This is a genomic window from Sphingomonas hankookensis (genome assembly GCF_028551275.1).
Lineage (GTDB): Bacteria > Pseudomonadota > Alphaproteobacteria > Sphingomonadales > Sphingomonadaceae > Sphingomonas > Sphingomonas hankookensis_A.
The window spans coordinates 3,476,587-3,492,493 of record NZ_CP117025.1; the positions used below are offsets into that span (position 1 = coordinate 3,476,587).

Annotated in this window: 9 protein-coding genes; 6 read left to right on the forward strand and 3 right to left on the reverse strand. The window is 67.9% G+C overall.

Annotated elements, in window-relative coordinates; translation table 11 throughout:
- The first annotated feature begins 63 nt into the window (after positions 1-63).
- Genes PPZ50_RS16560 through PPZ50_RS16585 form a run of 6 tightly spaced genes read left to right on the forward strand, consistent with a single transcriptional unit; the run spans position 64 to position 6,634 of the window.
- Positions 64-1,290: an outer membrane beta-barrel protein gene (locus tag PPZ50_RS16560; RefSeq protein ID WP_272815560.1), complete on the forward strand. Its 1,227-nt coding sequence runs from the start codon at positions 64-66 to the stop codon at positions 1,288-1,290.
- A 28-nt stretch (positions 1,291-1,318) separates the two neighbouring features.
- Entirely contained in the window at positions 1,319-2,119 is an 801-nt protein-coding gene (locus PPZ50_RS16565) for a polysaccharide biosynthesis/export family protein (protein WP_272815561.1), read from the forward strand.
- 49 nt (positions 2,120-2,168) lie between these two features.
- A complete protein-coding gene (locus PPZ50_RS16570) occupies positions 2,169-3,497 on the forward strand; it encodes an ATP-binding protein (RefSeq protein WP_272815562.1) in 1,329 nt (442 codons plus the stop codon).
- Positions 3,494-4,858 (forward strand): GNVR domain-containing protein, encoded by a 1,365-nt coding sequence (locus tag PPZ50_RS16575; protein WP_272815563.1) that lies wholly within the window; start codon positions 3,494-3,496, stop codon positions 4,856-4,858. Before PPZ50_RS16570 ends, PPZ50_RS16575 begins: the two co-directional genes overlap by 4 nt.
- Complete coding sequence (locus PPZ50_RS16580) at positions 4,855-5,538, forward strand: hypothetical protein (RefSeq protein WP_272815564.1); 684 nt, start codon at positions 4,855-4,857, stop codon at positions 5,536-5,538. Before PPZ50_RS16575 ends, PPZ50_RS16580 begins: the two co-directional genes overlap by 4 nt.
- A gap of 22 nt (positions 5,539-5,560) precedes the next feature.
- Positions 5,561-6,634, forward strand: coding sequence for a glycosyltransferase family 4 protein (locus PPZ50_RS16585; RefSeq protein WP_272815565.1), 1,074 nt, complete (start codon positions 5,561-5,563; stop codon positions 6,632-6,634).
- 183 nt (positions 6,635-6,817) lie between these two features.
- Here the strand turns inward: PPZ50_RS16585 and PPZ50_RS16590 are convergent, their stop codons facing one another.
- The 3 genes from PPZ50_RS16590 to PPZ50_RS16600 form a co-directional block, all read right to left on the reverse strand.
- Positions 6,818-8,209, reverse strand: a complete 1,392-nt coding sequence (locus PPZ50_RS16590; RefSeq protein WP_272815566.1) for an HlyD family type I secretion periplasmic adaptor subunit — start codon at positions 8,207-8,209, stop codon at positions 6,818-6,820.
- Positions 8,206-10,407: a type I secretion system permease/ATPase gene (locus PPZ50_RS16595; protein WP_336314562.1), complete on the reverse strand. Its 2,202-nt coding sequence runs from the start codon at positions 10,405-10,407 to the stop codon at positions 8,206-8,208. The genes PPZ50_RS16590 and PPZ50_RS16595 overlap by 4 nt, the downstream gene beginning before the upstream one ends.
- A gap of 230 nt (positions 10,408-10,637) precedes the next feature.
- Entirely contained in the window at positions 10,638-15,821 is a 5,184-nt protein-coding gene (locus PPZ50_RS16600) for a hypothetical protein (RefSeq protein WP_272815567.1), read from the reverse strand.
- Positions 15,822-15,907: the final 86 nt, after the last annotated feature.

The following is a 15,907-nucleotide window of genomic DNA, read 5'->3' on the forward strand; positions in this document are numbered from 1 at the left end:
CCCATGCTGCAACGCAACATTACCTTATTGTCTCGCTCCGGTGATCCGGGCATAAGGCGCGGCGTGACAACGATATTGCCCTTCCGATCCCGTGCCTTCGGCACGCTGGTACCGCTTGTCGCGGGTGTCGTGGCCCTGCCGGCATCGGCACAGACCGCGACCCCGGCCTTCCAGCCGCGCGATACCCGCGTGGAGCGTCCCGAGATCCGCGATCCGGCCTTCACCCTGTCGGCCGGGCTGCTCGGCACCTATGATGATAATATCTTCCGTACCGATTCGGCGAGGCAGCGGCCGGTCGACGACTTCATCCTCACGCCGCAGGTCAACGGCCAGTACAAGCGGCAGATCGGGCTGAACGACATTACCGTGCGCGCCGATGCCAGCTATGGCTATTATGTGCGCAATCCGGGGCGCAGCCGGGTCCAGGCGATCCTCGACACGCAGGGCACGTTCCGCATCGCGGGCACCTGCGTCGTCAAGCCGCTCGCCCGGATCCAGCGGCAGCGCGCCGACTATGGCGACATCAACGGCTCGATCGACAATTTCCAGACCTTCACCGCGCTGGGGCTGGAGGCGACCTGCCCGCGTACCGTCGGCCTCTTCCCCATCGTCGGCGTCCGTCGCGACACATCGGACAATGATCCGCGCTTCGCCTTCGCCAATCAGAAGGCGATCAGCTACACCGCCGGCATCGGCTATGCGCGGCCCAGCATCGGCACGATGACCGCCTATTACAACCGGATCGACAGCGACCGCAGCGCCATCGGCGTGACCAACCATATCGACCGGGCGGGCGTCACCTTCGTCCGTTCGGTGGTGTCGAGCGCGTCGCTGAAGGCCGATGTCCAGTACCTCAACGCGCGCAGCATCGGCGCGGTCGTCCGCCCCTATCGCGGGCTCGGCTGGGCCGGCGAACTCGTCTACCGCCCGTTGCCGCGCCTGTCGCTGACCGGCACGACCGACCGCCGCATCATCAACGACACCTTGGTCCCGGCCGGGTTCGCGGTGCAGACCGATTACGGCCTGCGCGCCGACTGGCAATTCGCCGAGCGCACGCAGATCCGGACGCAGGCCAGCTACGCCACCCGCTCGTTCCGGGGCGATCCGCTGGTCATCGTCAGCGGGATCAACGACGACACGCTGGTCGACGCGCTGGTGCGCATGACCCGGCGGGTCGGTGCCCGTGTCGACCTGCAGGTCGAGGCGCGCCACATCTCGCGCCAGACCGATACCGATGCGAACCAGTATAAAGTCACGTTGGCGACAGGTGGCATCACCTATCGCTTCTGACCGACGAATCATCCGTGAAGGATCGACCATGCATATGTTTCGAGCATTGCTGACCGCCGCGCCGCTGCTGGCGCTCGCCCCCGCCGCCATGGCGCAGACCGCTGCTGCCCCGGCCTATGCACCGGCATCGGCGCCTGCCGCCGCCTATGTGCTCGGCGCGAACGACGAGATCGAGGTGAAGGTCTTCGGCCAGCCCGACATGAGCTACAAGACGCGCATCCGCGCCGACGGAACGATCACCGCCCCCTATCTCGGCACTGTCATGGCGGCGGGCAAGACGACGGGCCAGCTGTCCGACGAGATGATGCGCACCTTCCTGCGCCAGAAGATCCTGAGCGCGCCGTCGATCAACATCGAGGTGACGACCTTCGCCAGCAAGACGGTGACCGTGCTGGGCGCGGTGCCGACCGCCGGCCTCTACGCGCTCGACCAGCCCTATTCGGTCGCGGCGATGGTCGCGAAGGCCGGCGGCGCGCGTGCCGATGGTGCCAACACCGTCATCCTGACCCGCGCCAACGGGCAGGTCGAGCGCATCTCGCTGACCGATGCCGCCACCGCCGCGACGCGGTTGGTGGCACCGGGCGACACCGTGTTCGTGCCGACCGCCGAAAAGGTCTATGTCTATGGCGAGGTCAATCGCGGTGGCGCCTTCCCGGTGACGCCGGGCATGACCTTCCGCCAGGCGCTGGCGCTGGCCGAGGGGCCGACGCTCGCCGGTTCGACCCGGCGGATCGAGGTGCGCCGCGGCGGCAAGCCGCTTACCAAGCCGTCGCTCGACGACGTGGTGCAGCCCGAGGACGTGCTGGTCATCAAGGAAAAATGGTTCTGATGCCCGTACCGCCCGTCCGGCCCCGTCAGCGTTTCGCAAGGTATCGCGTATGAACGTCTTCCGTCAGTTCGCCGACTGGCTCGGCCGCCTGCTGGAGCCGCAGCCGGCCGTGCGCAGCCTGCCCCGCCCGGTGCAGGGTGCCGCTCCGGTCCCGGCCGTGCCGTTCCAGGCCCCGCCGGCGCCGGCCAGGCCGGAACGGTCGCGGCGGGCGATCATGCACGAGGTGTTCGACACCGGGATGCCGGTCGCCAATCGCGCGGCGCTGGCCGGGCGTACCAACGAGCTGGAACGGCTGCTGGATGCGGTCCTCGACCATCGCAAGCACGGCATCATCTATGGCGCGCGCGGGTCGGGCAAGACGTCGCTGTCGCGCATCTTCGGCGACATGGCCGATGAGCGCGGCTGCCTCGTCCTCTACAATCTCGCCAGCGGCGACATCGCGTTCCACGACCTGTTCCGCCCCTATCTGCTCGACATCGCCGCCGAACCGCAGTCGAAGGTGCGCCGGTCGGAAGTCGACGCGCTGCTGAACGAACCGTTCGACGCGCGCCGGCTGGCCAGCCTGCTCGCCGACCGGGTGGAACGGCGCACGATCCTGATGCTCGACGAGTTCGACCGGGTGCATTCGCAGGAGACCAAGGCAGAGCTGGCAGCGCTGATGAAGCTGCTGTCGGACATGCGTTCCGAGGTCAGCATCGTCACGATCGGCATCGCCGCCAATCTCGAGGACCTGATCGCCGGCCATCCCTCGCTGCGCCGCCACCTGATCGGCGTCGCGGTCGGCGGGCTGACCCCGACCGATCTCGACGCGCTGCTGCGCCGCTGCCTGAACCGTGTCGATCTCGACATCACCGACGATGCCGCCGCGACGATCGTGTCGGCGGCGGTCGGATCGCCCTATCACCTGCGGCTGTTCGGCCTTTATGCCGCGCTGCAGGCCGATGCGATGGGCAAGACCGTGATCGACGCCGATGTCGCGTCGCGCGGATTGCAGGTCGCGTTCGCCGAATGGCGCGACGTCAGCCGCCGCAACGCCGACCTGCTGCTGGCGCAGATCGACCGGCCGCGCGCGTCGGCGCTGCCCGCCGCCATCATCTGCCTCAACGCCGCGATGCGCTCGCGCGTCGACCGGGCGGAGGTGATCGCGGAGCTTGGCGAACCCGGCAGCGCCGAACAGGTCGATGCCATGCTCGACACGCTCGCCCCGATCCTGGTCGAAAGCAGCACGTCCGGCCAATATGTGTTCGACGATTCGCTGGCGCCGCAATTCTTCTTGCTGCTCTTCACCCGCAAGATCGCGTCGGACGGCGGCAGCATCGGCCGCGGCGCGGGCGACGACCTGCGCGCGCTTCTTCACGACAAGGGGGCCACCCAATGATGAGCTTCTCCGACCTGATCAGCGCGATCCGGCATCGGCTGCGTACCGTGATTATCGTCGGGCTGCTCGTGTTCGGCGCACTAGTCGCGCTGGCCATGGTGCAGAAGCGGCAGTACAGCGCCTCCTCGTCGCTGCTGGTCGACCTGACGCAGAGCGACAGCAACGCCGCCAACGCCAATGGCAACGCCCAGCAGAACGCATCGGTGATCGACACGATCATCGGGACGCAGATCGACATCATCCGCAGCAACGCGGTGCTGGAGGAAGTCGCGCGGACCGACCCCGCCTTCCAGAGCGCGGCATTTGGCGAAACCGCCGAACAGCGCATCCAGAACGCGACCGGGCTGCTCCGCCGCCAGCTGATGATCGGCAGCGAAAAGGGCAGCAACGTCATCCGCCTGAGCTATACCGCGACCGATCCGGAAGCGGCGGCGGCGACGCTCAACCGCATCGTCGACACCTATCTGACCAAGCAGGTCGAGCTGCGCACCAGCCCGGCGCGCAACAGCGCGAAATGGTATGACGAGCGCACCCGTGCCGTGCGCGAACGTTTCGAAGCGGCCCAGCGCCGCCTGTCGGACTTCCAGCGCGCCAACGGCATCGTCGGCGTCGACCGCATGGACATCGAAGGCGACCGGGCGAAGAACCTGTCGACCGAACTGGTGCAGGCCCAGGCCGAAGCCGCCGCGGCCCGCGCCCGCGCGACGTCGTCGGACGGCCCGGAAGTCGAATCCTCCACCATCGTGCAGGAACTGCAGCGCGAGGTCGGGTTGCAGGCGGGCAAGGTCGCCGAACTGTCGAAGACGCTGGGCGCCGCCCATCCGACGATGGTCGCCGCCAATGCCCAGCTGTCGGCGCTGCGCAGCGAACTGGCCAAGGCCCGTTCGACCCAGGCCGGCGCGCTCGATTCGGCCAGCCTTGCCGCCGGCCGGCGCGAGGCCGAGCTGCGCGCGCGGCTGGAACAGCAGCAGCAGCGGATGCTGAGCATGTCGGGCGTGCAGGACCAGCTGAACGTCCTGCAGCGCGACGTCGACGCCACCCGCCAGACCTATGACACGGTGCGCCAGCGCTTCAACGAAGCCTCGCTGCAGAGCGAGATTTCGCAGGCCAATGCCAGCCGTCTCGACGAAGCCGTGGCACCGCTGCTGCCCTCGACCCCCAACCTGCCGTTGTGGTTCGCCGCCGCGCTGGTGCTGGGGCTGGGTGCCGGCATCGGTGCCGCCGCCGCGCAGGAATTCGTGCGGCCGCGCCTGCGCACCGCATCGGGCACCGCATCGGCGCTCGACCTTGACGTCATCGTCGACATGACCGCGCTCGACGGCGCCGGTCGCCACCATTCGAACAGGGAGTTCGCGGCATGAGGATCCGGTCGAGCAACTGGGCGGAGGATACCGCCCCGATCGCCGCCGATCGCGCGGAGCGGGTCGGCGTCGCCCCGGCGGTGTCGGCGGCGCAGGTCGATCCGTCGCTGGTCGCGGCGTTCGATCTCGAACTGCCCTATGTCGTCGCGCTGCGCACGGTGCGCAGCCGGATCGTCCAGCATTACGGCACCGATGGCGAACAGCAGGCCTTTTCCTGCGCGATCATCGGGCTGGACTGCGAAGAGGAACTGGCCGCGTTCGCCGCCAACCTGTCGGTCGTGATGGCGCGGATGCAGACGCCGACGCTGCTGATCGACGGCAATCTGTCGCAGGCATCGGTCCATCCGCTGTTCGGCCTGCCTGAGCGGACCGAGGCGCAGGCGACGCCGATCGCCAACCTCTGGGTCGCCGGATCGGGCGGCGCGACCGGACAGGCGGCGCTCGAACAGCGCCCGATCCTGGAGCGCAGCTATGACTGGAACCTGCCGGTGACGCAGACGCTGGCGGCGCTCAGCGTACAGGGTGCGGCCAGCGGCGCGTCGATCGCGGCGGCGCTTACCGGCTTCGACCAGGCGATCCTGCTGCTGCGCAAGAACGTCACCGCCCGCCGCGCCGCGCGGCAGCTGGTCGACCGGCTGGACGAACGGCGGATCGCGATCACCGGCACCGTGCTGGTCTGACGTCCGCGATTACGATCCCGTCATGCGTATCCTGCACGTCTGCGACAGCATCATCGGTGGCACCGGCAGCTACCTCGCCGAACTGCTGACGTTGCAGGCGCAGCGGCGGGGGCCGGGCAAGGTCATGTTGCTGATGCCCGAGGAGCATCGCGACCATATCGAACCGCGCCTGGCGAACAGCGGGGTCGAGTTCCGCTATTTCACCCGCAAGAGCCGGCTGCGTGGCATGGCCCGGCTCGCGCTGACCTTCCTGTCGGTCCGGCGCGAATTCCGCCCGGATATCGTTCATGGCCATACGTTTGGCGCGGGGATCGTCACCCGCGTGCTGCGGTTCGGGCGGCGGCCGGCAACGGTCTTCTGCCCGCATGGCTGGGCGTTCGATATCGAGATGCCGGCACCGGCGCGCAAACTGCTGGTCGCGACCGAACGGCTGCTGGCGCTGCGGTCGGAAAAGATCATCCTGATCTCCGAACATGAGGAACGCCGCGCCCGCGCGATCGGCATCGCCGAAAAGCGGCTGGCGGTGGTGCCCAACGGCATCGCCGCCGCGCCGCCCGCCATTCCCGCGGTGCCGTGGCAGGACGACCGGCTGAAGCTGTTGTTCGTCGGCCGCTTCGACCGGCAAAAGGGGCTGGACCTGCTGATCGAGGCGATCCGCCCGCTGGCGGACAAGGTCGCGCTGCGCATCGTCGGCGCGCCGGCGGTCAGCAGCGGCTATCATCCCCCCGCCCTGCCCCATGTCGACATTCGCGGCTGGCGCGACCGCGACGGCGTGGTGGCGGAGATGAAGGCATGCGACATGCTGGTCGTGCCGTCGCGCTGGGAAGGGTTCGGACTGGTCGCGGTTGAGGCGATGCGCGTCGGCAAACCGGTCCTCGCCGCCGCCGCCGGCGGCCTGAACGACATCATGGACAGCGGTCGCTACGGCATCACCGTCCCCGTCAACGATCCCGCCGCGATCCGCGCGGCGATCGAGGCGCTGTCGTCGGAAAAACTGGCCGTGCTGGCGCAGGCCGGCCATGCCCGCTTCCACGACCGCTATACCGCCGAACGGATGACCGACGATATCGACCGGGTGTACGCCGAACTGGCGTGACGGGCGGCTAGTCCGGGCGGAGGTGGTCCGTCCGACCTGCGCAAGAATCCGGGGCACTCGCAAAGCCCGACCGTACCCCCGCGCAGGCGGGGGTCCAGGGCCCCAGACGCAGGCGGTGACTTGCGTGGCTCTGGCCCCCCGCCTTCGCGGGGGTACGACAGAAGCGAGGCAACGTCGTAGCCCCTACCGCTCCCGTGCAGCCTCGCGAATGCCGGTATCCATCGGGTCGAACAGATAGCGGATGATCCGCCGCTCGCCGATGCGCACGTCCGCAGTCGCCGACAGTCCCGGCGTCAACGGCACGCGGCGGCCATCGGCCTCGATGGTCCGCTGGTTGAGTGCGATGCGCGCGACATAATAAGGCGGCGTCTTCTCATCCTGCACCGCGTCGCGGCTGATCGTCAGGATACGGCCCGGCACCGTGCCGAACCGGGTAAAGGGAAACGCCTCCAGCTTGACCGACACCGGCTGCCCCGCGCGGACGAAGCCGGCATCGCGGTTCATCACCCGCGCCTCCATCACCAGCGCATCGTCGGGCACGACGACCATCAGCGGCCGGACCGGTTCGACGACGCCGCCGATGGTATGCACCGCGAGCTGCTGTACCGTGCCGTCCACGGGCGCGCGCAGCTGCTGCATCCGGCTGCGGTCGCGCGCCTTGGTCAGTTCCTCGCGGCGCATCATCGCCTCGGCCTGTGCACGGGCAAGGTCGGTCAACGCGCTCTGCCGCGCCGCCTCGCGCGACTGGGCATATTGCTGGGCATAGCGGCGCGCCTCCGAATTGCCGCGCGCGACCTGCGCCGCCGCGACGTCACGGCTGCCCGCCTCGCTGCGCCGCTGGCGCTGTACCTCCAGCAGGCGCAGGCCCGACGCATAGCCCTTGTCGGCCAGCGTCGTGATCGCCGCCAGATGCTTGTCCATCAGCGGGCGATTGGCGTCGTAGGTCCGCACCTGGTCGCGCGCCGCCGCCGCGTCGGACAAGGCTGCCGACCGCGCCGCCGCCAGCCCCGCGCCCTCGGCCCGGATCGTCGCCAGCTGTGCGGCGACCAGCCGCCGCTGCGTATCCGCCACATCGGCGGGCGTGCCGGCCGGGGCGACGAAATGCCCCGCCCCGCCGCTCAACCCGTCGACGATCGCCTGGCCCCGCGCCACGTCGATCTCGGCGGCGAGCAGCGCGCGCGCCGCCTGCGATTCCTCGGCACCCGATACGGTCGAATCGAGGTCGACCAGCACCTGCCCCGCCTTCACCCGGTCGCCGTCATGGATATGGATGTTGCGGACGATGCCGGCGGTCGCCGCCTGCACCAGCTTGACGCTGCCGACCGGCGCGATCTTGCCATCGGCGGTGGCGACGACATCGACCTTGCCCAGCACCAGCCATGCCGATGTCGCGGCGAGGCAGCCGAGCATGACCCACGCGGTCCGCCGTCCGGTCGGCGATACCGGCCGTTCGATGACTTCGAGCGCGGCGGGCAGGAAGCGCGGTTCGAGATTCTCCTTCCGGTCGCGCGCCTCGGCACGATCGTCGGCCAGCGCGCGGCGGAACAGGCTCCAGTGATAAGCAACGGCACTCATGCGGCAATTCCGTGCAGGACGCCCATCTGGCGTCGGTGAAGATCGGCGTAGCGGCCACCCAGTTTCAGCAGTTCGTCATGATCGCCCGCCTCGACCAGCCGGCCGCGCTCCATCGCGACGATCGTGTCGCACTGGCGGATCGCGGACAGGCGGTGGGCGATGATGATGACGGTGCGCCCCTCGGCCATCGCGCGTAGATTGGTCTGGATGATCTCCTCGCTCTCCGCGTCCAGCGCGCTGGTCGCCTCGTCGAAGATCAGGATGCGCGGCCGCGTGACGAGCGCGCGGGCGATGGCGAGGCGCTGGCGCTGCCCGCCCGACAGGTTCGCGCCGCGTTCCTCGATCATCGTGTCATAGCCCTGCGGCAGGCGCGTGATGAAGTCGTGCGCGCCGGCCAGCGTCGCCGCCTCGATCACCTGTTCCAGCGGCAGCGCGGGATTGGCGAGCGCGATATTCTCGCGCACCGACCGGTTGAAGAGCATATTCTCCTGCAGCACCACGCCGATCTGCCGCCGCAGCCATGCCGGGTCGATCTGGCTGATGTCGATCCCGTCGATCAGCACGCGGCCCGCGGCGGGGACGTAGAAGCGCTGGAGCAGCTTGGTCAGCGTCGACTTGCCCGATCCCGACGATCCGACGATGCCGAGGGTCGATCCCGCGGGAATGGTCAGGTCGACATCCTCCAGCGTCCACGGCCCTTCGTCGGCATAGCGGAAGCGGATCGATTCGAATGTCACGTCGCCGCGAATGGCGTGCGGCGCGCTCTGGCTGCCCGATCCCGGCTCGACGCGCTGGTTCAGCAGGTCGCCCAGCCGCTGTACCGCCAGGCGGACCTGCTGGAACTCCTGCCACAGCTGGGCCATGCGGATGACCGGGCCGGACACGCGCTGCGCGAACATGTTGAACGCGACGAGGCCGCCGATGGTCAGGTCGTGCGAGATCACCGCCTGCGCCCCGAAATACAGGATCGCCGCCATGTTCAGCTTCGATACCAGCTGGATCGCCTCCGACCCCGAATTGCCGAGGTTGATGACGCGCTGGTTCGCCCCGGCATAGCCGGCCAGCTGGCGTTCCCAGCGATCCTGCCATTGCGGCTCGACCGCCGCCGCCTTCACCGTCTGGATCCCGCCGATCGTCTCGATCAGCAGCGCGTTGTTGGCCGCGCCGCGTTCGAACTTGTCGGCGATGCGCGCGCGCAGCGGCCCCGTCACCAGCATGGCGATCACGAAATAGGCCGGGATGGTCAGCACCGCGACCGCGAACAGCGTCCACGAATACATCGCCATCGCCGCGAGGAAGACGAGCGTGAAGACCGGGTCGATCAGCACGGTCAGCGAGGCGTTGGTCAGGAATTCGCGGATCGTCTCGATCTGGCGGACGCGGGCGGCGGTGTCGCCGACCCGGCGCTGCTCGAAATAGCTGAGCGGCAGGCGCAGCAGATGGCGGAACAGCCGCGCGCCCAGTTCGACGTCGATCTTCTGGCTGGTCTCGGAATAGAGGCTGGTACGCAGCCAGCCGAACGCGGTTTCCCACAGCGACACCGCGACGAAGCCGACGACCAGCACGGTCAGCGTCGACATCGTCTCGTGCACCAGCACCTTGTCGACCACATTCTGGAAGAACAGCGGCGCGGCAAGGCCGAGCAGGTTCAGCGCCAGCGTGATGAGCAGCACCTCGCCGATCAGCCGGCGATAGCGCACGACCTGCGGAATGAACCACGAAAAGTCGAAGTCGCGCAGCGCGAGCCGCGCGCTCTCGCGGGTGGTGACCAGCACCAGCTCGCCCGACCACATCAGCTCGAAATCGCTGCGGCTGACCTTGGTCACCGGCAGGCCGGGACGCTGTACCAGCACCGCGTCGTCGCTGACCTGCCCGATCAGGAACCAGCCATCGACCCCGTCGGCCAGCGCGGGCAGCGGGAGGCGGGCGAGATCGGCGAAGGACGCCCGGCGCTTCTTCGCGCGCACGCCCTCGATATTGCCGGTCAGCCGGATCAGGTCGTCGGCCGACACGGTATGGAAATGCCCCATCTCGTGGCGCAGCTGCGCCGGATCGACCGCGATGCCATGGATTTCCAGCAGCGCCGCCAGCGCGACCAGCCCGCTGTCGTTGCGGATCGTCTGGTGGATCATGCCGCCACCCCGCCCGTCGTTCCGCCCGTCGCGGTCCCGCGACGCCCACCCCGATGTTGCACGCACATACCCTTTCACAACGGTCCGGCACGTCGCCATGCCATGGTGCGGCGCAGCGTATCGGCGGACCGGGATGGGACATGCTTAACGCCGAATGCCTAAGATTCCCTTGCGGGCGGCGTCACATCACCGACATGAAGCCAAGCATTTTCATGACGTTAGCGTTACGAAACGACACCGCCCCGCACCGGTGGTCCGATGCGGGGCGGTGGTACGGGCCGCGGAGGATCGATCGATCAGCCGAGCATATACACCCCGCTCGCCTGCGGCGAAGCGACCAGCCGGCTGGGATCGACCCCGGCCAGGGTCACCGTCTCGCCGCTGCCGAAGCGCAGCACGGTATTGCCGCCCGACAGGGTGATGGTCGGCTGCCCGCCCTTGGTCAGCGCGCTGAGGTCGAGCAGGTCGTGTCCGACACCGAAATCGGTGATCGTCGCACTGGCGCCGCGCTGGATCACGAAGCGGTCCTTGCCCAGGCCCCCGGTGAGGATCGTCGTCGCCGCGCGATCGGCCAGCAGCACCTCGTCCGCCAGCGTACCGGCGATCTTGCCCGATCCATTGTCGAACAGCACCGCCTGATATCCCGACAGCGCGCGGGCGCCCGACAGGTCGTGGCCGTTTGCCGAGAAGCTCTCGGTCATCTTCGCGCCGTTCGCCATCTGGGTCGTGCGGTCGGTCACCACGCCGTTCCGATAGGAAGCGGTGATGGTGTCGCCCGCCGACGACTGGACGACGCTCTTGACCAGCAACTGCGTCGCCGGATCGAAATAGAGCGAGGTCTTCGATCCATCGGCGGCGGCGGTCACCTGGCTCTGGCGGCGGTCGGCGGCGTCGAACCATTCGCTCGTCTTCGTCCCGTCGGCGGCGACGGTGAAGCCGGCGATGCGGGTGCCGTCGGCACGGGTCTGGCCCCCGGCCACGGTCCGCTTGGCGCTGTCATATTTCTGCCAGTCGGTGACGAGCGACGCGCCCGATCCGGTATAGCTGAAATTCTGGCCGCTGCCGTCGGCATATTCCACGAAGCGCCGGCTGACCGCGCCGCTCGCCACGTCGTAGCGCAGCGTTTCCCAATTGCCGCCGGCATCGGTCGTCGCCTTCGTCGCCAGCCGCCCCTGCGCATCGAACGTCTCGACGATCCGGTCGCCCTTGACCAGGTCGTTGGTGACCCGGGTTTCGACCCGGCCCGCCTTGTAGACCGACTGCACCTTGGCGGTCGCGGTTTCGGCGATGGTGTCGACGATCCCGCCCGACTTCGCATCGAAGCGGGTGGTGAACTTGTCGCCATTGGCGGCGATCGCGGCGTTCAGCGTCTTGCGTCCGGCCCCGTCATAATAGGTCAGCACGCTGCTGCCGTCGGGCGCATTGGTTTCGGTATAATCGAGGCTGCCATCGGCGTGCAGGCGCGTGACCCCCACCACCTTGCCCGCGGCATCGATCACCTGGGTTTCGGTGACATAGCTCTTGCCGGTGATGCCATAGGCGGTGACCTCGCCGCTATGGTCGGTCCGCTCGACATAGCGCCGCGACGGCTTGCCCGCCGCGTCGTAGATCAGCGTGGTCCAGGTGTTGGCCGAATCGACCGTCACCGCGCTGATCCGCTTGCCATCGGCGGCGAAGGTATCGATCTGGCGCGTGCCGGCCACGACCGCCTCGTTCACCTTGCGCCCATCGGCAAACACCGTGCGCTGCGCGGTCATCACCCCGTTGACGAAGGTCGCGTCGATCAGGTCGCCCGTCGCCGTCTGCGTCTGTTTCTGGGCCAGCGCCTGGGTATCGGGCGTGAAGGTCATCGACACGCGCGTGCCGTCGGCATGGATGTTCAGCTGGTTCAGCTTCAGCCCGGTCGCATCGAAATTGCTGATCTCGCGCGCGCCATCGGCATCGTTGCGTTCGTGATAGTCGAGCGTCCCGTCGGCATGGGTGCGAAAGATTTCGACGACCTTGCCCTTGGCATCGGTCACCTGGCGCAGCGTGACATAGGATTTGCCGGTGATGCCATAGGTCGTGTTGTCGCCGCTGCCATCGGCATTCTGGACGAAGCTGCGCGCGGGATTGCCGGTGGCGACGTCGAACTGGATGGTGGTCCACGTCTTCGTCGCGCTGACCGATACCTCGGTCGTCTTGCGCCCCTGCGTGTCGTAGCTGACGGTATCGCGGCTGCCATCGGCACGCACGGTCAGGACCTGCGTCACCACGCCGCCGGTATAGGTCGTCGTCAGCGTGTCGCCCGCCGCCTGCACGATCGACTGGGTCGGTTTGCCGGTGACGGCGTCCCAGTTGCGCGTGGTGCGGCTGCCATCGGCCCCGGCGATCACCTCGCTCAGCTTGTTGCCGGTCGTGCCATAGGTCGTGGTCGTCTTGGTCCCGTCGCCGGCGACCGCCTCGCTCGATACCAGGCTGCCATCGGCGCGCGACCGTTCGACCAGCGTCACCACGCCCTTGGCGTTGGTCACCTGCCGCATCGTGACATAAGACTGGCCGGTGATGCCATAGCTGACATTCTCGCCGCTGCCGTCCGCATTCTGGACGAACTTGCGGGTCAGCTTGCCGCTCGCCGCGTCGAACTGCTGCGTGATCCACGTCTTGGCCGCCGTCACCTCGACATCGCTGACCTTGCGGCCCTGCGCGTCGTAGCTGATCGTATCGCGGCTGCCATCGGCACGCACGCTCAGCAACTGGGTCACGACCCCGCCGGTATAGGTGGTGGTGACGGTATCGCCGCCCGCCTGCACGATCGACTGGGCAAGCTTGCCGGTGGTCGCGTCCCAGGTGCGCGTGGTGCGGCTGCCATCGGTACCGGCGACGACCTCGCTCAGCTTGTTGCCAGTCGTGCCATAGGTCGTGGCGGTCTTCGTCCCGTCCGCCGCCACGGCGTCGGTCGACACCAGCGTCCCGTCGGCCCGCGACCGTTCGACCAGCGTCACCACGCCCTTGGCATTGGTCACCTGCCGCATCGTCACATAGGACTGGCCGGTGATGCCGTAGCTGACATTCTCGCCGCTGCCGTCCGTATTCTGCACGAACTTGCGGGTCAGCTTGCCGCTCGCCGCGTCGAACTGCTGCGTCGTCCAGACATTGCCGGCGCTGACCGCGACGTCGCTCGTCTTGCGGCCCTGCGCGTCATAGCTGATCGTGTCGCGGCTGCCATCGGCGCGCACGCTCAGCAGCTGGGTCACGACCCCGCCGGTATAGGTGGTGGTGACGGTATCGCCGCCGGCCTGCACGATCGACTGGGCCAGCTTGCCCGTGGTCGCGTCATAGGTCAGCGTCGTGCGCTTGCCATCGGCCGCGGCGATCACCTCGCTCAGCTTGTTGCCGGTCGCGCCATAGGTCGTCGCGGTCTTCGTCCCGTCCGCCGCCACGGCGTCGGTCGACACCAGCGTCCTGTCGGCCCGCGACCGTTCGACCAGCGTCACCACGCCCTTGGCATCGGTGACTTGGCGCATCGTGACGTAGGGCTGGCCGGTGATGCCGAACGCGATATTCTCGCCGCTGCCGTCGCGGCGCTGGATATAGTGCGACTTGACCGCCCCGCCCGCATAGATCGACGTGGTCCAGGTACCGGCGGCATCCACCGTCACCTCGCGGGTCCGTACGCCCGCCGCATCGAATTCGTCGATCGTCCGGCTGCCATCGGCGCGGTTGAGCGTATAGCCCGACAGCACGCCCTTGGTGTAGCTCGACACCGCGACGTCGCCATTGGCCGATTTCTCGACCAGTTCGGCGATCTTGCCCGTCGCGACGTCATAGGTCGTCGTCACGGTCCGCCCGTTGCTGACCGCCACGACCTGCGACAGCTTGCCGCCGCTGTAGACATTGTCGGTCACGTCGCCCGTGGCGGTGACGGTGCGCGAATGCTTCAGCACGCCGCCGTCAAAGGCAAGGTCGGTGGTCGAGGTCAGCTTGCCCGCGCCGTCGAACAGCCGGTCCTGCCGCCAGTTCGATCCGGTCTCGCTGACCTTGAAGCTGACGCCGCCGCCGGCGACCTTGGCCAACAGCGCGCCGTAATTCTTGACGACATAGTCCTTGGTCGCATCCGACGCGAGTTCGATCACCTTGCCGTCGGTCAGCGTGACCGACTTCAGGCCGCTCGACCGGGCGAGCGTGTCGATCTGCGTCGCGAACTGCGCGGCGGTCATCGTCAGGTCGGGCGCGCTGACCGGCGGCAGGTCGACGACCGGCCCGGCGGCGCCCACCTCCACGACCAGCGGACGATCGCCGACCGCAAGCTGGATCGAGGAGACGTTGGTATAGACCGCGATCGGCTTGGTCCCGCCCAGCGGATCATAGACATAGACCGTCTTCTGCACGCCGCCCAGATCGACGGTGACCGTCTTCGCCTCGGTCACGTTTTCCTTGTCGAGCGGGTCGTTCCACGCCTTCACGTCGCGCCATACGACCAGGTCCCATGCCCCGCTCGCCTTGGTCAGCACCATCGAATGGCCATCGCCCGGCAGGTTGCCGAGCGTATATTTCGCCTTGCTGGCATCGGTGCCGGTCCCGGCATCGACATAGCCCAGGATCGTGGTCAGGTTGTGGATCGCCGTCGCCGCCAGCTTGGGCGTGCCATCGGCGTTGAACAGGCCGAAATTCTTTTCCTTCTGCGGCCCGTCGGGCGCAAGGTTGCTGTCGAGCAGCTCGTACAGATAGGTCTGCTGCGCGCCGTTCTCGAACGCCAGCAGCATGGCGTTGAGCGTCAGCTTGGCCTGTGCCGACTGGTTCACGCCCAGGTCGGGATTGCTGGCGAGCGTGGTATAGCCGGTCTCGGTGATGACCACCGGATCGCCCTGCGACGTGCGCTGCGCACGGGCCAGCGATGCTTCCATCACCTTGTCCGCCTGCTGCCCGGTCGCGGTATAGGCATGGGCGTTGGCGAAGTCCGAATAGGCCCCCAGGTCGCCCAGCGCCGCGGCATCGGCGTCGCTTTCCATGCCCAGCGACATGTTGATGACCGGAATGCCGGCCAGTCCCGCATTGGACTTCACCGCGCCGTACAATGCCTTCTGGAACGCGCCGGCGGCGGCCAGCGACGACGATCCCTTGTAGCTGAACGCCTGGATATTGGCCTCGTTCAGCCCCTCCACCGCGATCACGCTGCCCTTGTAGTTCGCCGCGAACGCCTCGATCGCCTTGATATGCTCGACGAGCGCGGCATCGCCCGCCGTCGGCAGCGACGAACTGATGAGGAAGTCGAACTTCACCCCGGCGGCGGCCATCGCGTTGGTCACCGCGCTGGCGGTGCCGAGCGTCGGCAGGTTGTCGCGTACGCGGTTGATGCCGAGATAGGCGAGGCTGTTGTTGACGATGCTCGAATTGGCATAGCCGGCATTGCCCGAATGGGCATTGACACCGAGCGTCGAGAGAAAGGCGGTGGCGGTGGCGAAGCTGGGCACGGACAGGCTCTCCGGGTGGGATAACATGTTCGTTTCTACCGACACTGTCTGGACAGTGACTTACGCCGACCGGTTAATCCGCCGTTATGCACGAAATGCCGGACCATGCGGCA